Below are 21,869 nucleotides of genomic sequence, written 5' to 3'. Positions count from 1 at the left end.
GCCCCGAAAGGACCGTTGCCGTGCCGACGTCCAGCGCCAGCACCACCGACGCCGCCAAGCCCGCCGCGAGCGGTGGCGTCCAGTCCCTTGAGCGTGCCTTCGACCTCCTGGAGCGGATGGCCGACGCAGGCGGCGAGGTCGGGCTGAGCGAGCTCTCCGCCAGCAGCGGGCTTCCGCTGCCCACCATCCACCGCCTCATGCGCACCCTGGTCGCCTGCGGCTACGTACGCCAGCAGCCCAACCGGCGGTACGCGCTCGGCCCCCGGCTGATCCGCCTCGGCGAGTCCGCCTCCCGCCTGCTCGGCACCTGGGCCCGGCCGTACCTGGCCCGGCTCGTCGAGGAGACCGGCGAGACGGCGAACATGGCGCTGCTCGACGGCGACGAGATCGTGTACGTCGCCCAGGTGCCGTCCAAGCACTCGATGCGCATGTTCACCGAGGTGGGGCGCCGGGTGCTGCCGCACTCCACGGGCGTCGGCAAGGCGCTGCTCGCGTACACCCCGGCGGACGAGGTGCGCGCGCTGCTCGCCCGTACCGGCATGCCGGCCGCCACCGAGAAGACCATCACCACCCCCGACGGCTTCCTCGACGCGCTCGCCGCGGTGCGGGAGACGGGGTACGCGGTGGACGACAACGAGCAGGAGATAGGAGTCCGCTGCCTGGCGGTCTCCGTCCCCGACTCCCCCACCGCCGCCGCGATCTCCATCTCCGGCCCGGCCGGCCGCGTGACGGAGGCGGCGACCGAGAAGATCGTCCCGATCCTCCAGCAGGTCGCCGAGGAGCTCTCCGCGGCGCTGGCGAACACGGCGGGCAACTCCGGGGCGTAGCCCTCGTCCCCGTACGCGTACGGAAAAGGCGCCCGGATCCGTCCATGGATCCGGGCGCCTTCTCGTACGCGCGAGGGGATGGGGCGGCCGTCAGACCGACGCGTCCTCCGTCAATCGCCCGTCCCGCACCGTCACCGTGCGGTCCGCGCGCCCCAGGTGGGTGCGGTCGTGGGTGACCAGGACGGTCGCGGTGCCGCGCTCGCGGGTGAGGCCGGCGAGGAGCTCCATGACGGCCGCGCCCCGCTCGTGGTCCAGGGCGCTGGTCGGCTCGTCCACCAGGAGGACCGAGGGCTCGTTCATCAGGGCCCGCGCGATGTTCACGCGCTGGCGCTGGCCGCCGGAGAGCTGGTGCGGGCGCTTGTGCGCCTGATCGGCGAGGCCGACCGCGCCGAGGAGCGTCATGGCCCGCTCGCGCACCGCCCCGTCCTTCCGCCCGGACAGGTGGGCCATCACCTCCAGCTGTTCCAGCGTGTTGAGGGAGGGCAGCAGGTTGGGCTGCTGGAAGACGATGCCGATCCGCTCGCGCCGCAGCCGGGCCTTGGCCGCCTGGTCGAGCGGCCCGATGTCCTCCCCTGCCACCACCACCCGGCCGCTGTCCGGGGTCACCAGGGTCGCGGCGACCGCGAGCAGGCTGGACTTGCCGGAGCCCGAGGGGCCGACGACGGCCGTCAGGGTGCCCGCGGGGACGTCCAGGGAGACCGCGTCGAGGGCGGTCAGCCGTCCGTCGCCGTCGGGGTAGGTCAGGGTCACGTCGTCGAGGACGAGGTTGTTCGTGGTCACCGCGCGCTCCCGAGGGCGGTCAGGGGGTCGACGGCGGTGATCCGCCGGATGGACAGCGCCGCGCCGAGCACACCGAGCACGATGATCACGGCGGCCGGGCCAAGGACGGTCAGCGGCTGGAGGACGAAGGGCACGTCTCCGCCGCTGATCAGGGCGCCGATGCCGGAGGCGAGACCGGTGCCGATCAGGGTGCCGGCGCCGAGCATGATCACGGCCTGCCCGAGGGCGTCCTTCAGGAGGTACGGGGTGGAGGCGCCGAGCGCCTTCAGGACGGCCACGTCACCGCTGCGCTGGATGGTCCAGACGGTGAAGAAGGCCCCTATGACGAGCGCCGAGATCGCGAACAGGAAGCCGCGCATCATCTGGAGCGAGCCGTTCTCGGCCTGGTAGGACCCTATGGCGGTGAGCGCCTCGTCGGGCGTCTTCGAGGAGGTCTTCTCGGCCGCGTCCCCGGCGGCCCAGTCCACGCCGGAGCCGCTGAGCGCGATCACCGTCGCCTGCTCCTCCGCCGTGGTGCCGCTGTGGCCCAGCTTCTGCCAGTCGTCGAGGGAGGTCCACACGACGGGCGTGTGGCTGTACGAGGCGTCGCCGGAGACGGCGGCGACCGTGGCCTCCACGGGGCCCAGGCGCACCGGGTCGCCCGCCCGGACGTCCAGCTCCTTGGCCGCCGACTCCGAGAGCACCGCCTTGCCGGGGCCCAGCTTCCCGCTCTCCGGCGCGATGCCGGCGCCCGGCTCCGTACCGAAGGCGGAGAGCGCGGCGGTGCGGTCACCGGCGGTGGCGTTGAGCGTACGGATGCCGAGCGGCTCGGCACTCTCGACCCCCGGCCGTCCGGCCCAGTCCCGCCACTGGCTCTCGGTGACGGTCGAATTGGTGAAGGAGACCGACTGCCCAGCGGGCGGGGCCGCGAAGGCCAGCCGGTCCGCGGACAGGCCGGTGATCGCGGAGATGTTCTCCCGCGCGAGGCCGGCCGTCAGCCCCGACAACAGTCCCACCAGCAGGGTGATCAGAACGATCACCGTGCCCATCAACGTGAATCGCCCCTTGGCGAATCTCAGGTCTCTCCATGCCACGAACATGGGGCCAAGCCTGCTCGGCGGGGGTGCCCGGGGGCATCGCGCCACGGATTGCTCCGTAATCAAACTTTCGGTTGAGTCCGGATTGTCCGGACCGGCCCTCGCTCGCGCATACGCTGGACGGACCATGGATCCCCGTTCGCTGACCCCCGCCCTGCGCGCCCTGCGCCTCTGTCTTCATCTGCTGATGGGCGGGCTGCTGGTGCTCGCCGCGCTGCGCGCCGAGTCGGGTGCCGGGGTCGTGGCGGCCGTGCTGACCGGTGTGGTCTACGCGGCCGGTTCGCTGGTGCCGGCCGTGCGCGAGTCGCAGCGGGGCGCCGCGGTGTGGCTGGGGGCGCTGTGCGCGGCCTGGCTGCTGTTGCTGTGGACCACGCCCGACGGGCTGTGGGTGGCCTTCCCGCTGTACTTCCTCCAGCTGCACCTGCTGCCGGTGCGCTGGTCGCTGCCGGCCGTGGCGCTGACGGCGGGCGCGGCGATCCTGTCGTACGTGCGGCACGGCGCCCCGCTCAACCCGGGGGTGTTCATCGGACCGCTGCTCGGCGGCGCGGTGGCCGTGGCGACCGTGCTCGGCTACCAGGCGCTGTACCGCGAGAGCGAGCGGCGGCGGCAGCTCATCGAGGAGCTGATCTCCACCCGGGCCGAGCTCGCGGCGGCGGAGCGGCACGCGGGGACGCTCGCCGAGCGGGAGCGGCTCGCCCGGGAGATCCACGACACCCTGGCGCAGGGGCTCTCCTCGATCCAGCTGCTGCTGCGGGCCGCCGAAAGGGCGCTGCCGGAGGGCTCCCCGGCCGCCGGGCACATCGAGGAGGCCCGGCGGGCCGCGCAGGACAACCTCGCGGAGGCCCGGCGCTTCGTGCGCGCCCTGACCCCGCCCGACCTGGAGCACGGCTCGCTCGCCGGGGCCCTGGAGCGGCTGTGCGGGACGGCCGGTCCGGACGGACCCCGGGTGCGCTTCTCGGTGAGCGGCACTCCGGCCGAGCTGCCCACCCCGTACGAGGTGGCGCTGCTGCGGATCGCGCAGTCGGCGCTCGCCAACACCGTCCGGCACGCCTCCGCCTCGCGGGCGGAGATCACCCTGTCGTTCATGGGCGGCTCGGTCGCCCTGGACGTCGTCGACGACGGCAAGGGCTTCGACCCCGGCGCGGTGCGGCCCTCCTCCGAGGGCGGCTTCGGGCTGCCCGCGATGCGCTCCCGGGCCGAGTCCCTGGGCGGCGCCTTCACCGTGGAGTCGGCGCCCGGCCAGGGCACCGCCGTGGCCGTGACCCTCCCCCTGCCCGACGCCCCTCCGTCCGCTGGAGCCGACGCATGACCATCCGACTGCTGCTCGCCGACGACCATCCGGTGGTACGGGCCGGGCTCCGCGCCGTCCTCGACACGGAGCCGGACTTCGCCGTGGTCGCGGAGGCCGCGACGGCCGAGCGGGCGGTGGAGCTGGCCGCCGCCGGGGGTGTGGACGTGGTCCTGATGGACCTCCAGTTCGGCGCCGGGATGCACGGCTCGGAGGCGACGGCCGCGATCACGGCCGTGCCGGGCGGTCCCCGGGTGCTGGTCCTGACCACGTACGACACGGACGCGGACATCCTGGCGGCGGTGGAGGCCGGCGCCTCCGGCTACCTCCTGAAGGACGCCCCGCCGGAGGAGCTCGCGGCGGCGGTACGGACGGCCGCCGCCGGCCAGTCGGCGCTGGCCCCCGCGGTGGCGCACCGGCTGATGGACCGGATGCGGACCCCGGCGGAGGCGCTGACCAAGCGGGAGCTGGAGGTGCTCCAGCTGGTCGGCGAGGGCCTGTCGAACCAGCAGATCAGCAAGGCCCTGTTCCTGAGCCAGGCGACGGTGAAGTCGCATCTGGTGCACATCTTCGCCAAGCTGGGCGTCGACTCCCGTACCGCCGCGGTGGCGACGGCGACGGCCCGGCGGCTGATCAGGCGCTAGGCCGTGTCCGGAAAGTAGCGCCGTCTGCCCGCAGGGCAGGGCCCGCGGCGTCTGGTGCGTGCGAGCGCAAGGCGCCGGGGTGCCCTCGTAGCGGAGCTACTTGGGCATTCCGGCAACGCGGCGATCGTGCGTGCCAGGCGTCGCGGGCCAGGCGGGACTTTCCGGACACGGCCTAGGGACTCCTCGGCGCCGGGGGCTCCGGCGGCCCGAAGAGGTCCACGGCCCGGCGCAGGGCCACGAGGCCGTCGGCGAGGGCGCTGACGGAGCCGACCGAGCCCGCGACGAGCAGCAGCGAGCGGCGCAGCCGCCGTACCTCGGGGGCGCCGCCCGCCGCCATGGCGTCCAGCGCGGCGAGCTCGTCCTCGGCGATGCCGCGGTCGGCGAAGTCGGTGCGCAGCGCGGCCAGTTCGCGCCTGAGCCGGGAGACGGCGGCCCTCAGCCCGTCCACCCTGGGATCCACGCCCTCGCCGGTCACTCGCCTCTGCCCCACGCTTCGCAACATGGCACTCCCCCTCGCGCACGCCCCTGTGCCGACCCGCCCGCGACGGTCGGGCGCCCGGGTCGCGGGCCAGTTAACTCCTCCGTGCGCCCGGCGCGCCAGCGGGCGGACGTAATTCAGGCGTCCGTGTGACGGCGGCGTGGTGGGGGCGATGCGGTATGCAGTCCCCATGATTGGTGAGACGGAAGTACCTCTCGTGGCGGGCCTCCTGCTGGCCGCCGGCGGCGGGCGGCGGCTCGGCGGCCGGCCCAAGGCGCTGCTCCCCCACCGCGGCCGCCCGCTCGTCGAGAACGCGGTGCGGGTGCTGCGCGAGGGCGGCTGCGAGGTGGTGCACGTGGTGCTCGGGGCGGCGGCCGATCAGGTGCGGGAGCGCGCGGTGCTGCCGGGCTGCGTCCTGGTGGACAACCCGGACTGGGCCGAGGGCATGGGCTCCTCGCTGAGGACCGGCCTGGCCTCCCTGGAGGCGGCGGGGCCGCGCGTGGACGCGGCGCTGGTGTCGCTGGTGGACCAGCCGGGGATCGGGGCCGCCGCGGTGGCCCGGGTCCGGGCCGCGTACCGCTCGCGGGACACCCTCGCGGCGGCCTCGTACGACGGGAAGCGCGGCCATCCGGTGCTGTTCGGCGCCGGCCGCTGGGCGGGCATCGCGGCGGGCGCGGTCGGGGACCAGGGGGCGCGGGACTACCTGAAGGCGCACCGGGATGCGATCACGCTCGTGGACTGTTCGGATGTGGCCGAGCCCTATGACATCGACACGGAGGCGGACCTGGTGCACCTGGAGTGAAGGTGGTGGCACCGAGCGCCACGTTGTGTCGACCCGAAGAATCTCGACATCAACAAACCATTGAACTTCCACCATGAGGAAACTAGTATCCACTGTTCAGAAGCGCCTGCTCCTTGAGACGGCGCTCGCGGCCGTACCTCGGCGCCTGCGGCACTCCGTGCCGTACCGCGACGCCCGGCGGCCGTCTGGCACCGCCCGTGAAGTCCGCTGAAGGAAGTGACAGTTCATGTCCGCACCAGCGCCGTCCTCCCTGGTCGTCGTCGAAGCCGAGCCCCTGCCGCGCCAGGAGGAGGTGCTCACCGACGCGGCCCTCGCCTTCGTGGCCGAGCTGCACCGCCGGTTCACCCCGCGCCGCGACGAGCTGCTCGCCCGCCGCGCCGAGCGCCGCGCCGAGATCGCCCGCACCTCCACGCTGGGCTTCCTTCCCGAGACCGCGGCCGTCCGTGCCGACGACTCCTGGAAGGTCGCGCCCGCCCCGGCGGCCCTGAACGACCGGCGGGTCGAGATCACCGGCCCGACCGACCGCAAGATGACGATCAACGCGCTCAACTCGGGCGCGAAGGTCTGGCTCGCGGACTTCGAGGACGCCTCGGCGCCGACCTGGGAGAACGTGGTCCTCGGCCAGGTCAACCTGGTCGACGCGTACACCCGGAACATCGACTTCACCGACCCGCGCTCGGGCAAGTCGTACGCCCTGAAGCCGGCCGACGAGCTCGCCACCGTCGTCATGCGCCCGCGCGGCTGGCACCTGGAGGAGCGCCACCTGACCGTCGACGGACGCCCGGTGCCCGGCGCCCTGGTCGACTTCGGCCTCTACTTCTTCCACAACGCCCAGCGCCTGATCGACCTCGGCAAGGGCCCGTACTTCTACCTGCCGAAGACCGAGTCGCACCTGGAGGCCCGCCTCTGGAACGAGATCTTCGTCTTCTCCCAGGACTACGTCGGCATCCCGCAGGGCACCGTCCGCGCCACCGTCCTCATCGAGACGATCACGGCCGCGTACGAGATGGAGGAGATCCTCTACGAACTCCGCGACCACGCCGCCGGGTTGAACGCGGGCCGCTGGGACTACCTGTTCTCCATCGTCAAGAACTTCCGTGACGGCGGCGCCAAGTTCGTCCTGCCGGACCGCAACCTGGTCACGATGACGGCCCCGTTCATGCGCGCGTACACCGAACTCCTCGTCCGCACCTGCCACAAGCGCGGCGCGCACGCGATCGGCGGCATGGCGGCCTTCATCCCGTCCCGCCGGGACGCCGAGGTCAACAAGGTCGCCTTCGAGAAGGTCAAGGCCGACAAGGACCGCGAGGCCGGCGACGGCTTCGACGGCTCCTGGGTCGCCCACCCCGACCTGGTCCCGATCGCCCTGGCCTCCTTCGACGCGGTGCTCGGCGAGAAGCCGAACCAGAAGGACCGGCTGCGCGAGGACGTGCACGTCGAGGGCCCCGAGCTCATCGACATCGCCTCCCTCGACGCCCACCCGACCTACGAGGGCCTGCGCAACGCGGTCCAGGTCGGCATCCGCTACATCGAGGCCTGGCTGCGCGGCCTGGGCGCCGTCGCCATCTTCAACCTGATGGAGGACGCGGCGACCGCCGAGATCTCCCGCTCGCAGATCTGGCAGTGGATCAACGCCGAGGTCGTCTTCGAGAACGGCGAGCGGGCCACCCCGGAGCTGGCCCGCGCGGTCGCCGCCGAGGAACTGGCCGCGATCCGCGCGGAGATCGGCGACGAGGCGTTCGCGGCCGGGAAGTGGCAGCAGGCGCACGACCTCCTGCTGCATGTCTCCCTGGACGCCGACTACGCGGACTTCCTGACCCTCCCCGCGTACGACCAGCTGGTCGGCTGACCGCACAGCGGCCGAACAGCACGCAGGACCCGGGCTCCGCCCCCGCTGACGAGACAGCGGGGGCGGAGCCCTTTTCGCGCGTTCACCCGTTTGCTCATCCTTTCGATCCATGGCGTTTCACAAGTCACGTGACGTAACCGAGATGTGCGGCTACCTAGCGGTAATAAGTCGCGCCGTGCGAGATTCCGCCATGCCACCGGCCGGCGGCTGTCCCCCACTCACTGCGCACCGCATACCGCAGGAGCACAGCCATGCCTTCGTCCCCCCACCGCGCCCTGCGCGGACTGCTCACCCTGTGCGTCGCCGCCGGACTCGCCTCGCTGGCCCCCTCCCCCGCCGTGGCCGCGCCCGGCTCCGGGCCCACCGCCGTCGTCTCCATGGGCGACAGCTACATCTCCGGCGAGGCCGGCCGCTGGCAGGGCAACAGCCTGACCACCAGCGGCGGCCGCCTCGGCACCGACCGGGCCTGGACCGGCAGCGGATACGACCCGAGCCGGGTGTACGGCGCCTCGGACGCCAACGGCTGCCACCGCTCGGACTCGGCGGAGGTGAAGAGCGCGGGCGGCCTCGCCACCGAGCTGGTCAACCTGGCCTGTTCGGGCGCCACCACCCGTAACGTCTTCCGCGCCTCGAACGGCGGAGTCCCGTACAAGGGCGAGGCCCCGCAGGCCGACCAGCTCGCGGCCGTCGCCGCCACCCGCGACGTGAAGCTGATCGCGCTGTCGATCGGCGGCAACGACCTCGGCTTCGCCGACGTCATCACCACCTGCGCCACCGACTACATCGTCTGGTACTCCTACTGCCACGACGACCAGCAGGCCGCCGTCGACGCGAAGATCGACGGGGCGATGGCGGCCGTCGGCAAGTCGGTGGACGAGATCAGGGCCGTGATGACCAGCGCCGGATACGCCGCCGCCGACTACCGGATCGTCCTCCAGTCGTACCCCTCCCCCATCCCCCGCTCCACGGAGAACCGTTACGGCGAGAGCGGCTGGACCCGCACGAACACCGGCGGCTGCCCCTTCTGGAACGCCGACTCCGACTGGGCCCGCGACTCCCTCGTCCCGCAGATCGCCAACCGGCTCAAGGCGGTGGCGAAGGCGAAGGGCGCGCAGTTCATGGACCTGCGCGACATGCTCCAGGGCCGCGAGGTGTGCGCAAAGGCCAGCAGACTGGTCAGCTCCACCGTCCCGGCCTCGGCCACGACGAGCGAGTGGGCCCGCTGGATCGACCAGAACGAGACCCAGGGCCCACTCCAGGAGGACATGCACCCCAACTACTACGGGCAGCTGGCCCTCGGCCGCTGCCTGGCGCTCATCAACGCCCGTACCACCGGCGACTACAGCTGCCGCAACACGGCGGGCGCGGGGGCGTCGGGGATGTACCTGACGGCGGGGTGATACCGGGCCCTTCCGGTCACGGCGGGGTGATGCCCAGCGGGCCGAGGACCCGGGTCGTCTCGTACGGGTCGGCCGCGGCCATCGCGGCGACCAGCGCGGCCGAGCCGCCTGGCCAGCCGCCGGCCGCCGTGTCGAAGGCGGTACGGCGTGACTCCAGCGGCCCCTTCTTGCCGGGCAGCCGGTCGAGGAGGTCCAGGGCCCGGGCGGACGTCGGCACCGCCGTCGGGTCCACGCTCTCGCCCCGGGCCTTCAGGGCCGCCTCCGCGCGGGCGCCGACGACCGGGTCGGTGAGCGCCGTGCGCAGCGCGCCGACCGGGGCGGCGGACAGGTCGAGGACGCCGAGCAGGGCCCGGGTGGCGGCCGCGTCGGAGGTGCCCGCGTTGACCCGGCCGAGAGCGCCGAGCAGCTGCGTCCAGGCCTGCTCGTCGATGTCGCCAGGGGCCGCTTCGAGGGCCCGCAGCCAGTCCGCGAGCACCCGCCCGGCGGCGGCCGGGGGCCAGCCCGCGGCGGCGGCCACCAGCGTGGGCGCGTCCCAGGCCCGGGTGTCGGCGGCGTCGGGCACGGCGACCCCGCGGACGGCGAGCAGATAGCGGATCGCGGCAGATCCGTCCGGGGTGAGGCCGAAGGCGTCGCCGCGGCGGAAGACGAGCCCGGTCGCGGCCAGCCGGTCGACGACGGCGGCCAGCTCGTGGGCGGGCCCGTCGAGCCGGGCACGGTCGGTGGCGTTGATACCGGGCGCGCCGAGCAGCCGGGCCAGTTCGCCGGCCGTCGGGGTCGTGTACGCAGGCGAGGCGGGCGGCGGTACGCGGACGGGGGCGTCCTCCAGGGCCGGGTCGACCGGCCAGTCCTCGAACTCGGCGGCGCGGCGGGCGACGGACTCGGCGGAGCAGCCGCGCTGGTAGAGCGTGTAGAGCAGATGGGCGGCCTCGCCGCCGTACGGCCCCGCCTCGGCGAGCGCGTCGACGGCGGCGGCGAGCAGGTCGGCGTCGGCCTCCGGGTCCGGCGGGTCGCCCTCTTCCTCGGGCGGGGGCAGGGGCTCGGCGGGATCCCCGTAGTAGTCGAGGTGTTCGTCGAGCAGGGTGTCGGCGAGGACGAGGTGGGGGAAGGCGTCGGGCCCCGGCGCGAGGTGGGCGTAGGCGCCGGTGAGGCCCTCGGCGAGACCGGCCGCGGTCCACCGGTCGAGCAGCGCGGCGGCGACGGTGCCGATGCCCTGGGCCACGTCGTGGTCGGTCAGCAGCGGTCCCGCGGGCGGCGGGCGTTCGGCGTCGCGTACGTAGGCCCGGGTCAGCGCCTCGGCGAGCAGGACGTCGGCGACGGCGGTGCGCCCCATCAGGTCGGCGCGTCGCACCCCGTCGGGGACCGGCGGCCCGTCGAGCCGGGCGAGCCAGGCCCGTACGGCGGCGGGGTCGTCGGGGTCGGTGCCGTCGGCCCGCAGGAGCTGGGCGTACCAGCGGGGCCAGGTGAGGTTCCCGGGGTCGCCCATGGCCCGTTCGAAGTCATCGGCGGCCTCCCCGATCACCCCCTCGACGCCCGCGCGCCCCGACCCGTCGAAGCGGCGGGCGAGGGCCCGGAGCACGGCCGGGTAGGCGGCCAGCTCGTCGGGCGCCGCGCACACGAACGCGGGCAGGTCCTCCACGAGCAGCCGGCGCACGATCCCCGGCGTCGGCTCGGGCAGCCCCGTGGCCCGGTCCGCCCCGCGCAGCGCGAGCAGACTCAGCACGGCATCGGCGGCCCTGCGCGATCCAGGGCCCCGGAACTCGGGGCTCGCCTCCAGGAACGCGGCGAGCCCGGTGTTGGTGAGGACGATCTCGGCCACGCTTCCCAGCGTAGTTCCGACGCGGTGTGCGTGCGTGCCTTCAGGGGGTCACCACCGTGCGCGGCGCGGAGAAGTCGCCCCAGGTGCCGTCGGGGAGCCGGGCGCGGAGGGTGACGGTGTAGCGGGTGCCGGGGGTGGTGGGGACGGCGAGGGTGTACGTGACGGGGCCGGGCGGGGGCTGGGCGCCCCAGACGATGGTGGTGGCGAATCGGCCGTTCAGGTAGAGCTGGTGCTCGGTGACGGGCGTGGTGGTGGCGGGCGGGGTCCAGGTGAGGGTGACGGCGCCCTTCGTGGCCTTCGCGGTGACGGCGGTGGGGGCGGTGTTGGGCGGGGCGCCGGGGGCGGGGGCGGTGGTGAGGTCGGCGGGGGCGCTGTCCGGGGAGGAGTTCTCGGCGGCGTCGCGGGCCCGGACGGTGAACGCGTAGGCGGTGCCGGGGCGCAGCCCGGTGAGCCGGGCGGTGGTCTCGGTGCCGGGGACGGTGTGGACGCGGGCGTCGGCCTGGTAGACGTCGTAGGCGGTGACGCGGGTGTCGTCGCGGGCGGGCCGCCAGGTCAGGGTGGCGCCGTCGGGCCCGGCGGGGGCGGCGCGCAGGGCGGTGGGGCGGGTGGGGGGCGTGCGGTCCTCGGCGGTGGCGGCGAGGGTGGTGGCGGTGACGGCGGCGCTGTCCGGGGAGAGGTTCCCGGCGGCGTCGCGGGCGCGGACGGTGAAGGTCTGCGGGGTGGCGGGGGCGAGGCCGGTGACGTCGGTCATGAGGGTCTCGGCGGGGAGCTCCTTGACCTCGCGGCCCTGGCGGTAGACGGCGTAGCCGGTGACGGCGCGGTCGTCGGTGGCGGCGCTCCACATGACGTGGACGGTGCTGGCGCTGCCCGAGGTGGCGGTGACGCCGGTGGGGGCGGTCGGGGGGCTGGTGTCCTTCGCGGGGGGCGCGGAGCAGGCGGCGAGGAGGAAGCAGGCGATGGCGACGGCGGCTTTGACGGCGGCCGTCGGGGTCAACAGACGTGCGGCGAGCGGGCGTTGCACGGGACGCCTCCGTCCGGCCGGATGATCCGGGAAAGGTCTGGACCTGATGGACCTGTATGACACAGCGGTGGGCGACTCGACAAGGGGCGGGCGGCGAGGGGCGTTGTCAGTGGGGTGCGCTTCACTGATTCCATCACTCTCCGTAGTCGATATCAGGGGGATGCGTGACGGACCGTACGACCTATGTGACCGTGGCCGGGCTGCGCGTGCGCGGCTGGAGCGACGCGATGATCGGCGAGCTGCTGGGGCAGCCGGACGTGCAGGGCCGGGACCCGAGACGCTGGTCGCTCGCTCCGGTGCGGCTCTTCCTGCTCGCCCGCGTCGAGGCGGTGGAGCGTACCCCGGAGTTCCTCTCCTCCGCCGCCGTCGCCGGGCAGGGCTCGGCCGCGGCGGGAGCGGGGGCCGAGCGGCGGCGCCGGGCGGTGCTCGCGGCGATCCGGGCGGAGCCCATCGAGGTGCCCCGACTACCCGCCACCGAGCTGGAGCGCCGCGCGGTGCGCCACCGGCATCTGCTCGGGGCGCGCGGACCCGGCGGCATCACCGCGGGCGCGATGGTGCGCTGGCAGGTCGGCTACCTGCGCCAGGCCCTCGCCCGGTACGAGACGCTCCTCGACGGCCTGTACGGCGACACGGGCCGCACCGAGGCCGAACGCCTGCTGCGCCGCCGCCTGTACGAGGCCATCGCGGCGGCGTATCCGAACCTGGCCCACGAGTGCGCGCGACGGATGGAGTTGGAACGGTGAGGACGCGAGGTCATCCGGAGGCCGCGGCCAGGAGGCCCGCCACCCGGCGGCACGCGGCCGGGATCGGGGCGATCACGGGGATCCTCAGACGGGTGCTCAGGGCGGCGGCCGCGTCGCTCAAGGGGCCGCCGCCGATGACGACGGCCTCGGCGCCGTCCCGCAGGGCGCAGGCGCGGGCGGCGTCCTCCAGGGCGGCGAGCAGCGCCTCGGGGCGGGCGGCGAGGCGTTCGGGGTCGCCGGGGGTGAAGCGGGTGCCGGTGAACGCGGGGGCCAGACCGAGGCGGTGGACGTGGGCGGCGATCGTGTCGGCGAGGCACGGGGTGGTCGTGGCGATCCCGAAGCGGCGTCCGCCGGCCGCGGCTTCGGCGAGCGCGGCCTCGCCGATGCCGACGACGGGCGGGGCGCCGCCGAGGCCGACGGCGCGCGGGATGTCGCCGACGCCGACGCCACGCGGGGCGTCCCCGAGGGGCGCCCGCAGCTCCGCCACGCCCGGGTCGCCGAACGCGCCGACGATCAGCGCCGCGCAGTCGCCCCCGGCACGGGCGGCGCGCGCGGCGGCGAGGACGTGCGGGACGGCGGCGCGCAGGGCGTCCGGGCCGGTCAGCATCGCGGGGCCGTCGGCGGCTGTCACGCCCCGGACGCGCAGGCCCGTGCCCGCGAGGGCGCGGCGGGCGAGGGAGACCATCATCCGGGTGGTCGCCGTGGAGGTGTTGGGGTTGACCAGCACCACCGCCCCGGGCCCCGCGGCGTGCGCGGGGACCGGGGCGGGCGGGGGCGGGAGGCGGTGGTTCAGTGGACGTGCGCCGCCTTGGCCGATCTGGTCCCGGAGATCTCCTCGCCCGGCTCCATGGGCGCGGTCACGGTGTCGTCGTCCCGGCGCTTGCCCAGGTGGTTGAAGACCAGGTTGAGCAGGACGGCCGCGACACAGCCGGTGGAGATGCCGGAGTCCAGGATGATCTTCGCGGTCTCCGGGAAGGCGTGGTAGAACTCCGGCTTCGTGATCGGGATGATGCCGACCGCCAGCGAGACGGCGACGATCAGCACGTTGTTGTCCTTCTCCAGGCCGGCCTTGGCCAGGGTCTGGATGCCGCTCGCGGCGACCGAGCCGAAGAGGACGACGCCCGCGCCGCCGAGCACCGGCCGGGGCACGACCGAGATCAGCGAGGCGGCCACCGGCGACAGGCCCATGAGGACCAGGAAGCCGCCGCCGCAGGCGACCACGAAGCGGCTGCGGATCCGGGTCATGGCGACCAGGCCGATGTTCTGCGCGAAGGCGCTGCACATGAAGCCGTTGAAGAGCGGGCTGAGCGCGGAGCCGAGGGTGTCGGCGCGCAGTCCGGCGGCGATGGTCTTCTCGTCGGCCGGCCGCTCGACGATCTCGCCGAGCGCCAGCATGTCGGCGGTCGACTCGGTCATGGAGACCAGCATGACCACGCACATGGAGATGATCGCGGCGAGGGCGAACTGCGGGGCGCCGAAGTGGAAGGGGGACGGGAAGCCGACGATGTCGGCCTCGGTCACCGGGGTGAAGTCGGTGACGCCGAACGGTATCGCGATGAGCGTGCCGACGACGAGGCCGACGAGCACGGCGACCTGCTTGAGGAAGCCGCGGGTGAAGCGGCGCAGCAGCAGCACCACGACGAGGGTGATGCCCGCGAGGGACAGATAGGTGGTCGAACCATAGTCGTCCGCCCTGGGGTTGGGGCCCTGGGCCCAGCCGAAGGCGACCGGGAGGAGGGAGACTCCGATGAGGGTGATCACGGAGCCGGTGACGACCGGCGGGAAGAAGCGGACGAGCCGGGAGAAGAAGGGGGCGGCGAGGAAGCCGAGGAGTCCGGCGACGATGATCGCGCCGAAGATCACCGGAAGGGCGTCGGCCTTGTCCTTCGTGGTGTCGACGATGGCGAGCATCGGGGCGACGCCGGCGAAGGTCACGCCGTTGACGAACGGCAGCCGGGCGCCGATCTTCCAGACGCCGAGGGTCTGGAGGAAGGTGGCGAGTCCGGCGGTGAAGAGACTCGCTCCGGTGAGGAAGGTGAGTTCGGTTCCGGAGAGGCCCACGGCCGCTCCGACGATCAGGGGCGGGGCGACGACTCCCGCGTACATGGCGGCCACGTGCTGCAGACCGCTGGTGGCCATCTTGAGTGGGGGCAGGACCTCGTCTACCGGGTGTGTCTCCCGGGCCTCGGGGGCGGACCCTGCGTCTGGTGCATTGCGAACCTGGGGCTTGGCGGCCACGGCGGTTCCTCCGGTCGGGTACACGTCGGCGGAGACGTGGGTGTCAGGGAGGTGGTGCGATGCGGTGCGAGGTGCGGGAGGTGCGGCTCGGTGCGGCGCCGGCGGAGGGGGTGCGGCGCTGACGGGGTGTCCGATGGGGAATGCCCTGGTGGGGCACGGAGACCGTTCACCGTCCCGGGGGGTGCGTACGACTGGGCGCACGTCACCCCCCGGTCGGGCTGCCGCGGGCCCCGCTCGGGTCCGCGGCGACCGGTCGAGGGCCGTCCCCCTCGACCGGACTCCTTGGGGAGGGTCAGGCCTGGGCCGCGATACGGGCCAGGCGCTGCGCCTCCGTGCGCGCGTCGCGCGCGATCTGGTCCTCGTCGGCGGTCAGCAGACGGTTGTTCTCCACGATCTGCCGACCGTTGACGAAGGACGCGGTGACCGGTGCGGCCGCACCGAAGACGATGGCGGTGACCGGGTCGGCGATCGACGAGTGGCCGAGGCCGTCGATCTTCCAGAGCACGAAGTCGGCCAGCTTGCCGGCTTCGAGGGAGCCGATGCTGTCGGCGCGGCCGAGGACCTGAGCGCCGCCGTAGGTGCCGAGGCGCAGGGCCTGGCGGGCGTTGAGCGCGGACTCGCGGTGGGCGCCGAGGCGGTTGATGAGCAGGGCGTTGCGGAGCTCGGTGTGGAGCTCGCCCGACTCGTTGGAGGCGGTGCCGTCGACGCCGAGGCCGACCGGCACGCCCGCCTTGAGCATGTCGGGTACGCGGGCGATGCCGGCGGCGAGGCGCGCGTTCGACGAGGGGCAGTGCGCCACACCGGTCTTGGTGCGGGCGAAGGCCGCGATGTCGGAGTCGTTCATGTGGACGCAGTGCGCCATCCACACGTCCTCGCCGAGGAAGCCGGTGGACTCGAAGTAGTCCGTCGGGCCCATGCCGAAGAGCTCGTGGCAGAACTTCTCCTCCTCCACGGTCTCCGAGCCGTGGGTGTGCATCCGCACGCCGAGCCGGCGGCCGAGGGCCGCGCCCTCGCGGAGCAGCTCGGTGGAGATGGAGAAGGGGGAACAGGGGGCGACGGCGACCTGGGTCATCGCGTCGAAGGAGGCGTCGTGGAACTTCTTGACGGTCTCCTCGGTCGCGGCGAGCGCGCCCTCGGTGGTCTCGACGGCGAAGTCCGGCGGCAGGCCGCCGTCCTTCTGGCTGCGGTCCATGGAGCCGCGGGCGAGGGTGAAGCGGACGCCCATGTCGCTCGCGGCGCCGATGATGGCGCCGGACAGGTCGCCGGAGCCCTGCGGGTAGACGTAGTGGTGGTCCATGGCGGTGGTGACACCGCCGCGGGCCATCATCGCCAGCGATCCCTGGGCGGCGACGCGCACCATCTGCTCGTCGATGCGGGCCCAGGTCGGGTAGAGCGCGACCAGCCAGTTGAAGAGGTTGTGGTCGGTCGCGAGACCCCGGGTGATCCACTGGTAGAAGTGGTGGTGGGTGTTGACGAGACCCGGCGTGATCAGATGGCCGGTGGCGTCGATCCGCCGGACCACGTTCTCCAGGCCCTCGGGGGCCTTCCCGGCACCGATGGACTCGATCTTGTTGTCGGCGACGACGAGGTAGCCGGTGGCGTACTCGGTGTCGTTCGCGTCGACGGTCGCGATCGCCGCGTTCTCGATGACGATGCGCTGGGCTGCCGAAGGTGCTGCCATGACGGTGCTTCCTTCATTCCTGGGGGGATGGACGGGCACGGCAGGACCCTAGGAGGATTTGAGTGCCGGAGCCGCGTGACGGCTCCGGGTGCCGAGATGGTGGAAGAAGAGGTTCAGCAGGACGGCGACGAGCGCGCCCGCGCTGATGCCGGAGCCGAGCACGGTCTGCGCCCAGGCGGGGAATCCGGCGTAGAAGGTGGGTGCGGCGAGCGGGATGATGCCCGCTCCGAGCGCGACCGCCACCAGGATGATGTTGGAGCTGTCGTCGAGCCCGGCCTCGGACAGGGTCCGGATGCCGCTCACGGCGATCGAGCCGAAGAGGACGATGCCCGCGCCGCCGAGGACCGGCATCGGCACCATGGAGACGACCGCGCCGAGCACCGGGAAGGCGCCGAGGACCAGCAGGGCGCCGCCGGCGACGGCGACCACGTACCGGCTGCGCACCCGGGTCAGCGAGACGACGCCGACGTTCTGGGCGAAGGCCGAGGTGGGGAAGCCGCCGAAGACGGGGCCGAGGAGGGTGGCGATGCCGTCGGTGCGCAGTCCGCGGGTGATGGTCCGGCCGTCGCTGCGCCGCTCGCAGATCTCGCCGAGGGCGAGCATTCCGGCGCTGGACTCGGTCATCAGGACCAGCATCACGATGCACAGGGAGAGGATCGCGGCGGGCTGGAACTCGGGGGCGCCGAAGGCGAAGGGGGTGGGCAGCGCGGCGACCGGCGCTTCCCGCAGGGCGCTGAAGTCCGCCATGCCGAAGGGGATCGCGGCGAGGGTGCCGATGAACAGGCCGAGCAGCAGCGCGATCTGCTTGACGAAGCCCTTGCCGAAGCGCTGGAAGAGCAGGATGACGACGAGGGTGAAGCCGGCGAGCGCCAGGTACTTCATGGCGCCGAAGTCGGCGGCGTTCTTGTCCCCGCCCTGGGCCCAGCCGACGGGCACGGGCATCAGGGTGACCCCGATGAGGGTGATGACGACGCCGGTGACGAGCGGCGGGAAGAAGCGCAGCAGCCGGCCGAAGAAGGGGCCGACGGCGAGGCAGAAGACTCCGGCGACCATCACCGCGCCGTAGATGGCGGGGAGTTGGTGTCCCGGGGCGCTGGTCTCGGCGATGGCGAGCATCGGGGCGATGCCGGCCGAGGAGGCGGCGTTCACGAACGGGAGCCGGTTGCCGGCGAAGCGGCCGAGGCCGAGGGTCTGCAGGATGGTCGCGCAGCCGGCGATCAGCAGGCTGGCGGCGATCAGCCGGGTCATTCCGGCGGCGTCCAGGCCGACCGCCTGGCCGATGATGAGCGGAGGGGTGACGACGCCCGCGTACATGGCGGCGATGTGCTGGAGTGCCGCGGGGACGAGCCGCGAGGCGGGGAGTTTCTCGTCCACCGGGTGGCAGGCGGCCGGGGTGGACGGGGTGGAACACGGGCCTTCGGCGGTTGCCGGCCCCTTTGCAGGCTGAGCCATGGAAGTTCCCTCCGGTGTGCGCGCCCCCGCCCGACTGCGGGGCGGGCGGGGGCGCGCACTCGGTGCCGCTTAGAGGTTGGTCATGTCGACCGGGATCTGCGCCGTGGCGCCGTCACGCAGGACCGTGGCCTCGATGAGGCCGTACATGCGGTCGGCCGCGTAGTAGACCTCGTTGTCGTTCTTCAGACCGAAGGGTTCGAGGTCGACCAGGAAGTGGTGCTTGTTCGGGAGCGAGAAGCGGACCTCGTCGATCTCCGCGCGGTGGTTGATGATCCGCGTGGCCATCTGGTAGAGCGTCTGCTGGAGGGAGTACGAGTACGTCTCCGCGAAGGCTTCGAGCATGTGCTTCTTGGTCTGCTCGTAGGACCGCTCCCAGTTGGGCATCCGCTGCTCGTCGTCGGTCCAGTTGAACCGCCAGCGGCCGGACACCTGCGTGGCCAGGATGCGGTCGTACGCCTCCTGGAGGGTCGTGTACTTGTCCTTGATGTAGCCCCAGAACTCCGAGTTGGTGGAGTTCATGACGACGAGGTCCTTGAGGCCGGAGATGACCTCCCAGTTCGTGCCGTCGTAGGTGATCTGGGTGACCCGGGTCTCCTGGCCCTTGCGGACGAAGGAGTGGTTGACCTCGTCCGAGCCGATGAACTTGGAGTTGGCGTCGGATCCGGCGATCCGCTCCCAGGAGTACTCCTCGATCTGGATGCGGGCGCGGTGGATCGGCTCCTGGCTGGTCACGAAGTGCCGGGCCAGGTGGATGCCGAACTGCTCGGCGGACTCGATGCCGTACTCCTTGGCGAACGCGAAGACGGTGTTCTTCGTCGTGTCGGTGGGGAGGCAGTGGGCGTTCGAGCCGGTGAGGTGGACGTCGTCGAGGTCGCCGGAGAGGGCGACGGAGACGTTCAGGTCCTTGATGTGGTGGGTCGCGCCGTCCCGCGTGATCTTGACGACGCGGTTCTCTGCTTTGCCGTACTGGTTCTGGCCGAGGATCACAGGGTGGGCAGGGCGGGAAAGGGGGTTCATGTCTGCTAGCTCCCTCGGTAAACGGAGTAGCCGAACGGGTTGAGCAGCAGCGGTACGTGGTAGTGCTCGCCCGGGACGACGGCGAACGTGATCGCCACCTCCGGGAAGAACGCTCCGGTCGTGCCGCTGTCCCGATTCGCGGGGGCGTCCTGCTGCGCCTCGGCTTGCTTGTTCTGCTTGCTCAGGAAGTACGCCTCGGTCTGGAAGTCGAGCCGTACGTGGGTGGTGCCCTCCGGCAGGGCCGGGAGGTCCTTGCAGCGCCCGTCCGCGTCGGTGGCGGAGCCGCCCAGGGCGGTCCACTCGGCGTCGGAGCCGGCGCGGGCCGCGAGCGTGATGGCCACGCCCTCGGCCGGGCGGCCGACGCTGGTGTCCAGGATGTGGGTGGACACCGATGCGGTGGTGTCGGTGCTCATGCGTTCTCTTCCTCGGTCTCGACGAGACGGGTCAGACGGATGCGGTTGATCTTGCCCAGTTCGGTGCGGACGATCTCCCGCTCCCGCTCGGGCGAGTTCTCGATCCGTTCGCGGATCGCGTCGCGCATCTGCTCGCCGGTCCTGCCGGTGGCGCAGATGAGGAAGACATGGCCGAACCTGTCCTGGTAGGCCAGGTTGAGTTCGAGCATCTCGGCCTTGAGCTCCGCGGAGGCGCCGGCCATCCCGCTCTGCTCGCGGGAGGAGGTCGGGTCCCCTGCCTTCGGACGACCGATCGGCGGGTGGCCCGCCATCGCGTCGGCCAGATCCTCCGCCGTCAGTTCCGCCGTGGCGGCGTCACTGGCGAGGAAGAGGGCTTCGGCGGTGGCGTACGGGCGCTGGGCGAGCAGCTTGCTCCCCCACGCCGAACTGGAGCACACCTCGTGGAGTGCGGCGACGGCGTCGCCGTCCGCCGAGGTGTTGAACCGGGTGAGACCCGGCGTCGTACCTGAAGTCACGGGAAGCCTCCGTGGCTGTTTTTCGCTGTGCGTCGGACGGGCTGCGGATAGCTAACGCCCTCCGCAACACGACGTCAACACTTTGTTGAAAACTCGGCCACACAAAAGCCGTCGTCCCGACATCTGGACGACGGCTCATGGCCACTCATGATCAACTACCCGCTCTTGGGGTCCTTTTCCCTGTTCAGGGCGGTCTCCCTGTTGAGGTAGTTGTACACGGTGAAGCGGCTGACGCCCAGCGCCCCCGCCACCGTCTCCACCCCATGGCGGACCGAGAAGGCACCACGCGCCTCCAGGACGCGCACCGCCTCCTGCTTGCTCTTGCGGTCGAGCTCGGCGAGCGGCATCCCGTGCCGCCGTTCCATCGCGGCCAGAATGTGATCCAGGGATTCGGACAGCTGCGGCAGCCGCACGGCGAGCACGTCCTCGCCCTCCCAGGCGAGGACCACGTCGTCCGCTCCCGCCTGCTCCGGCACCAGCAGCTCGGCGCCCATCGCGTCGACGAGCGGCTTCACCGCCGCCACCAGGGGGTGCTCGCTCACTTCGCGCCCTCCCCGGTCTCCCCGATCACGTTGACCTGGAGCGAGACCCGGGTGGCCCCCGCCGCGAGGGACTCGCGCAGCAGCGCGTCCACCGCGGTGAGCACCGCGTCGGCCCCGCCTTCCGCCGTATTGCCGAAGGGCCCCACATCCACCGCGTCCAGTTCGGCCGACTGGATGACCTCACGGGCCACGACCGCGTGCGCCGGCGCCTCGTCCAGGTCGAACGGCTCGGTCGTGAACTCCACTCTCAAACGCACCATGCCCCCACGCTACGGCCCGCTCGCGGCCCACGGGAGCCCCGGACCTGCGGGGACCCCTTGACAAGTCGACCGGTCCGCTTGCAACATTCCGTCAGACAGAAAGTTACTTCCGCAATACGGAAGGAGCGCCGCCCCTCATGGCCCGCTTCTCAGACGGCGCAGTCACGGACCAGCGCTTCGATGTGAACCTGTCGATCCTCTTCACGGAACTCCCGCTCCTGGAGCGCCCCGCGGCCGCCGCCGCGGCGGGCTTCACCGCGGTCGAGCTGTGGTGGCCCTGGATCGACACCGCCACCCCCGAGCCGAGCGAGCTCGACGCCCTCAAGAAGGCTCTTGAGGACGCGGGCACCCAGCTGGTGGGCCTGAACTTCTACGCCGGACAGCTCCCCGGCCCGGACCGCGGCGCGGTCTCGGTGCCCGGCGAGGAGTCGGACCGCTTCCGGGCCAACATCGACGTCGCCGCGGACTTCGCGGCCTCGGTGGGCTGCAAGGCGCTCAACGCGCTCTACGGCAACCGCGTCGAGGGCGTGGACCCGGCCGTCCAGGACGAGCTCGCCCTGGAGAACCTGGTGCTCGCGGCCCGCGCGGCCGACCGGGTCGGCGCGATCCTGCTGATCGAGACCCTCAACAAGCCGGAGTCGCCGCTCTACCCGCTGGTGAGCGCCCCCGCCGGTGTCGAGATCGTCGACAAGGTGAACGCGGCCACCGGCCTCGGCAACGCCAAGTTCCTCCTCGACATCTACCACCTGGCCATGAACGGCGAGGACGTCAGCCAGGTCATCGCGGCGTACGCGGACAAGACCGGTCACGTCCAGATCGCCGACAAGCCGGGCCGCGGCGCCCCGTTCACCGGCGAACTGCCCCTGGAGCAGCTCCTCGGCGAGCTGCGGAAGGCCGGTTACGACGGCTGGGTGGGCCTGGAGTACAAGGCGGCCGACGCCGCCTCGTCCTTCGAATGGCTCGCCCCCGAGGCCCGCCCCGCCCGCTGACGCAGGCCCCCTCCCCGTACCACCTTGTTTTGAGAGGC

22 protein-coding genes are annotated in these 21,869 nt (G+C 72.8%); 8 read left to right on the top strand and 14 right to left on the bottom strand.

The window, feature by feature from the left end; all coding sequences use genetic code 11:
- Nucleotides 1-20 precede the first annotated feature (20 nt).
- Complete coding sequence (locus ABTZ54_RS27460; protein WP_351668068.1) at nucleotides 21-827, top strand: IclR family transcriptional regulator; 807 nt, start codon at nucleotides 21-23, stop codon at nucleotides 825-827.
- A 90-nt stretch (nucleotides 828-917) separates the two neighbouring features.
- On the opposite strand, the gene ABTZ54_RS27455 is transcribed toward ABTZ54_RS27460, so the two are convergent.
- Together ABTZ54_RS27455 and ABTZ54_RS27450 are read right to left on the bottom strand one after the other, a co-directional pair.
- The gene (locus tag ABTZ54_RS27455; RefSeq protein WP_351668066.1) at nucleotides 918-1,607 is read right to left on the bottom strand and encodes an ABC transporter ATP-binding protein; all 690 of its coding nucleotides are present in this window, start codon (nucleotides 1,605-1,607) and stop codon (nucleotides 918-920) included.
- Nucleotides 1,604-2,686, bottom strand: a complete 1,083-nt coding sequence (locus ABTZ54_RS27450) for an ABC transporter permease (protein ID WP_351668064.1) — start codon at nucleotides 2,684-2,686, stop codon at nucleotides 1,604-1,606. The genes ABTZ54_RS27455 and ABTZ54_RS27450 overlap by 4 nt, the downstream gene beginning before the upstream one ends.
- Before the next feature lie 124 nt (nucleotides 2,687-2,810).
- Here ABTZ54_RS27450 and ABTZ54_RS27445 point away from each other — a divergent pair, with 124 nt between their 5' ends.
- On the top strand, nucleotides 2,811-3,992 hold the full coding sequence (locus ABTZ54_RS27445) for a sensor histidine kinase (protein WP_351668062.1): 1,182 nt from the start codon (nucleotides 2,811-2,813) through the stop codon (nucleotides 3,990-3,992).
- Complete coding sequence (locus tag ABTZ54_RS27440; RefSeq protein ID WP_351668060.1) at nucleotides 3,989-4,615, top strand: response regulator; 627 nt, start codon at nucleotides 3,989-3,991, stop codon at nucleotides 4,613-4,615. Before ABTZ54_RS27445 ends, ABTZ54_RS27440 begins: the two co-directional genes overlap by 4 nt.
- Before the next feature lie 172 nt (nucleotides 4,616-4,787).
- On the opposite strand, the gene ABTZ54_RS27435 is transcribed toward ABTZ54_RS27440, so the two are convergent.
- Nucleotides 4,788-5,117: a DUF5955 family protein gene (locus ABTZ54_RS27435; protein ID WP_351668058.1), complete on the bottom strand. Its 330-nt coding sequence runs from the start codon at nucleotides 5,115-5,117 to the stop codon at nucleotides 4,788-4,790.
- 166 nt (nucleotides 5,118-5,283) lie between these two features.
- On the opposite strand from ABTZ54_RS27435, the gene ABTZ54_RS27430 reads away from it, so the two are divergent.
- The 3 genes from ABTZ54_RS27430 to ABTZ54_RS27420 all read left to right on the top strand — a co-directional run bounded on the left by ABTZ54_RS27430 (nucleotide 5,284) and on the right by ABTZ54_RS27420 (nucleotide 9,144).
- Nucleotides 5,284-5,895 (top strand): nucleotidyltransferase family protein, encoded by a 612-nt coding sequence (locus ABTZ54_RS27430; RefSeq protein ID WP_351668056.1) that lies wholly within the window; start codon nucleotides 5,284-5,286, stop codon nucleotides 5,893-5,895.
- A 226-nt stretch (nucleotides 5,896-6,121) separates the two neighbouring features.
- Nucleotides 6,122-7,744, top strand: a complete 1,623-nt coding sequence (aceB, locus tag ABTZ54_RS27425; protein ID WP_351668054.1) for a malate synthase A — start codon at nucleotides 6,122-6,124, stop codon at nucleotides 7,742-7,744.
- Nucleotides 7,745-7,995: 251 nt separating this feature from the next.
- Nucleotides 7,996-9,144 (top strand): GDSL-type esterase/lipase family protein, encoded by a 1,149-nt coding sequence (locus ABTZ54_RS27420; protein ID WP_351668052.1) that lies wholly within the window; start codon nucleotides 7,996-7,998, stop codon nucleotides 9,142-9,144.
- 16 nt (nucleotides 9,145-9,160) lie between these two features.
- Here ABTZ54_RS27420 and ABTZ54_RS27415 read toward each other — a convergent pair whose 3' ends face one another.
- Both ABTZ54_RS27415 and ABTZ54_RS27410 read right to left on the bottom strand, forming a co-directional pair.
- Nucleotides 9,161-10,960 (bottom strand): hypothetical protein, encoded by a 1,800-nt coding sequence (locus ABTZ54_RS27415; RefSeq protein ID WP_351668050.1) that lies wholly within the window; start codon nucleotides 10,958-10,960, stop codon nucleotides 9,161-9,163.
- A 40-nt stretch (nucleotides 10,961-11,000) separates the two neighbouring features.
- On the bottom strand, nucleotides 11,001-11,981 hold the full coding sequence (locus ABTZ54_RS27410; protein WP_351668048.1) for a fibronectin type III domain-containing protein: 981 nt from the start codon (nucleotides 11,979-11,981) through the stop codon (nucleotides 11,001-11,003).
- 164 nt (nucleotides 11,982-12,145) lie between these two features.
- Here ABTZ54_RS27410 and ABTZ54_RS27405 point away from each other — a divergent pair, with 164 nt between their 5' ends.
- The gene (locus ABTZ54_RS27405; protein WP_351668046.1) at nucleotides 12,146-12,724 is read left to right on the top strand and encodes a hypothetical protein; all 579 of its coding nucleotides are present in this window, start codon (nucleotides 12,146-12,148) and stop codon (nucleotides 12,722-12,724) included.
- A 10-nt stretch (nucleotides 12,725-12,734) separates the two neighbouring features.
- On the opposite strand, the gene ABTZ54_RS27400 is transcribed toward ABTZ54_RS27405, so the two are convergent.
- The 9 genes from ABTZ54_RS27400 to ABTZ54_RS27360 all read right to left on the bottom strand — a co-directional run bounded on the left by ABTZ54_RS27400 (nucleotide 12,735) and on the right by ABTZ54_RS27360 (nucleotide 20,839).
- Nucleotides 12,735-13,451, bottom strand: a complete 717-nt coding sequence (locus tag ABTZ54_RS27400) for an aspartate/glutamate racemase family protein (protein ID WP_351668044.1) — start codon at nucleotides 13,449-13,451, stop codon at nucleotides 12,735-12,737.
- A 62-nt stretch (nucleotides 13,452-13,513) separates the two neighbouring features.
- On the bottom strand, nucleotides 13,514-14,863 hold the full coding sequence (locus ABTZ54_RS27395) for a nucleobase:cation symporter-2 family protein (protein ID WP_351668042.1): 1,350 nt from the start codon (nucleotides 14,861-14,863) through the stop codon (nucleotides 13,514-13,516).
- 391 nt (nucleotides 14,864-15,254) lie between these two features.
- Nucleotides 15,255-16,643 (bottom strand): 8-oxoguanine deaminase, encoded by a 1,389-nt coding sequence (locus ABTZ54_RS27390; protein WP_351668040.1) that lies wholly within the window; start codon nucleotides 16,641-16,643, stop codon nucleotides 15,255-15,257.
- A 48-nt stretch (nucleotides 16,644-16,691) separates the two neighbouring features.
- Nucleotides 16,692-18,095: a nucleobase:cation symporter-2 family protein gene (locus tag ABTZ54_RS27385; RefSeq protein WP_351668038.1), complete on the bottom strand. Its 1,404-nt coding sequence runs from the start codon at nucleotides 18,093-18,095 to the stop codon at nucleotides 16,692-16,694.
- Between the two features lie 69 nt (nucleotides 18,096-18,164).
- Nucleotides 18,165-19,112 carry a factor-independent urate hydroxylase gene (gene pucL / locus ABTZ54_RS27380; RefSeq protein ID WP_351668036.1) on the bottom strand — a complete coding sequence of 316 codons (948 nt, stop codon included), beginning with the start codon at nucleotides 19,110-19,112 and terminating at the stop codon, nucleotides 18,165-18,167.
- A gap of 5 nt (nucleotides 19,113-19,117) precedes the next feature.
- Entirely contained in the window at nucleotides 19,118-19,525 is a 408-nt protein-coding gene (gene uraH / locus ABTZ54_RS27375) for a hydroxyisourate hydrolase (RefSeq protein WP_351668034.1), read from the bottom strand.
- Entirely contained in the window at nucleotides 19,522-20,040 is a 519-nt protein-coding gene (uraD, locus tag ABTZ54_RS27370; protein ID WP_351668032.1) for a 2-oxo-4-hydroxy-4-carboxy-5-ureidoimidazoline decarboxylase, read from the bottom strand. The genes uraH and uraD overlap by 4 nt, the downstream gene beginning before the upstream one ends.
- Nucleotides 20,041-20,195: 155 nt before the next feature.
- Nucleotides 20,196-20,534, bottom strand: coding sequence for a helix-turn-helix domain-containing protein (locus ABTZ54_RS27365; protein WP_351668164.1), 339 nt, complete (start codon nucleotides 20,532-20,534; stop codon nucleotides 20,196-20,198).
- A gap of 44 nt (nucleotides 20,535-20,578) precedes the next feature.
- Complete coding sequence (locus ABTZ54_RS27360) at nucleotides 20,579-20,839, bottom strand: YkoF family thiamine-binding protein (protein WP_351668162.1); 261 nt, start codon at nucleotides 20,837-20,839, stop codon at nucleotides 20,579-20,581.
- A 140-nt stretch (nucleotides 20,840-20,979) separates the two neighbouring features.
- On the opposite strand from ABTZ54_RS27360, the gene ABTZ54_RS27355 reads away from it, so the two are divergent.
- Nucleotides 20,980-21,831, top strand: a complete 852-nt coding sequence (locus ABTZ54_RS27355; RefSeq protein WP_351668030.1) for a TIM barrel protein — start codon at nucleotides 20,980-20,982, stop codon at nucleotides 21,829-21,831.
- Nucleotides 21,832-21,869 lie beyond the last annotated feature (38 nt).

Source organism: Streptomyces sp. NPDC094032 (genome assembly GCF_040303965.1).
Lineage (GTDB): Bacteria > Actinomycetota > Actinomycetes > Streptomycetales > Streptomycetaceae > Streptomyces.
Note: the sequence above shows the minus strand (reverse complement) of the source record. Positions and strands in the feature narration are given on the sequence as shown.

Excerpts from the sequence above, each read along its gene's own strand:
- ABTZ54_RS27445 (WP_351668062.1), top strand. The coding sequence starts at position 2,811 with ATGGATCCCCGTTCGCTGACCCCCGCCCTGCGCGCCCTGCGCCTCTGT.
- ABTZ54_RS27390 (WP_351668040.1), bottom strand. The coding sequence starts at position 16,643 with ATGGCAGCACCTTCGGCAGCCCAGCGCATCGTCATCGAGAACGCGGCG.
- aceB (WP_351668054.1), top strand. The coding sequence starts at position 6,122 with ATGTCCGCACCAGCGCCGTCCTCCCTGGTCGTCGTCGAAGCCGAGCCC.
- uraH (WP_351668034.1), bottom strand. The coding sequence starts at position 19,525 with ATGAGCACCGACACCACCGCATCGGTGTCCACCCACATCCTGGACACC.
- ABTZ54_RS27435 (WP_351668058.1), bottom strand. The coding sequence starts at position 5,117 with ATGTTGCGAAGCGTGGGGCAGAGGCGAGTGACCGGCGAGGGCGTGGAT.
- ABTZ54_RS27395 (WP_351668042.1), bottom strand. The coding sequence starts at position 14,863 with ATGGCCACCAGCGGTCTGCAGCACGTGGCCGCCATGTACGCGGGAGTC.
- ABTZ54_RS27440 (WP_351668060.1), top strand. The coding sequence starts at position 3,989 with ATGACCATCCGACTGCTGCTCGCCGACGACCATCCGGTGGTACGGGCC.
- ABTZ54_RS27420 (WP_351668052.1), top strand. The coding sequence starts at position 7,996 with ATGCCTTCGTCCCCCCACCGCGCCCTGCGCGGACTGCTCACCCTGTGC.
- ABTZ54_RS27385 (WP_351668038.1), bottom strand. The coding sequence starts at position 18,095 with ATGGCTCAGCCTGCAAAGGGGCCGGCAACCGCCGAAGGCCCGTGTTCC.
- ABTZ54_RS27430 (WP_351668056.1), top strand. The coding sequence starts at position 5,284 with ATGATTGGTGAGACGGAAGTACCTCTCGTGGCGGGCCTCCTGCTGGCC.
- ABTZ54_RS27365 (WP_351668164.1), bottom strand. The coding sequence starts at position 20,534 with ATGGGCGCCGAGCTGCTGGTGCCGGAGCAGGCGGGAGCGGACGACGTG.
- ABTZ54_RS27355 (WP_351668030.1), top strand. The coding sequence starts at position 20,980 with ATGGCCCGCTTCTCAGACGGCGCAGTCACGGACCAGCGCTTCGATGTG.
- pucL (WP_351668036.1), bottom strand. The coding sequence starts at position 19,112 with ATGAACCCCCTTTCCCGCCCTGCCCACCCTGTGATCCTCGGCCAGAAC.
- ABTZ54_RS27450 (WP_351668064.1), bottom strand. The coding sequence starts at position 2,686 with ATGTTCGTGGCATGGAGAGACCTGAGATTCGCCAAGGGGCGATTCACG.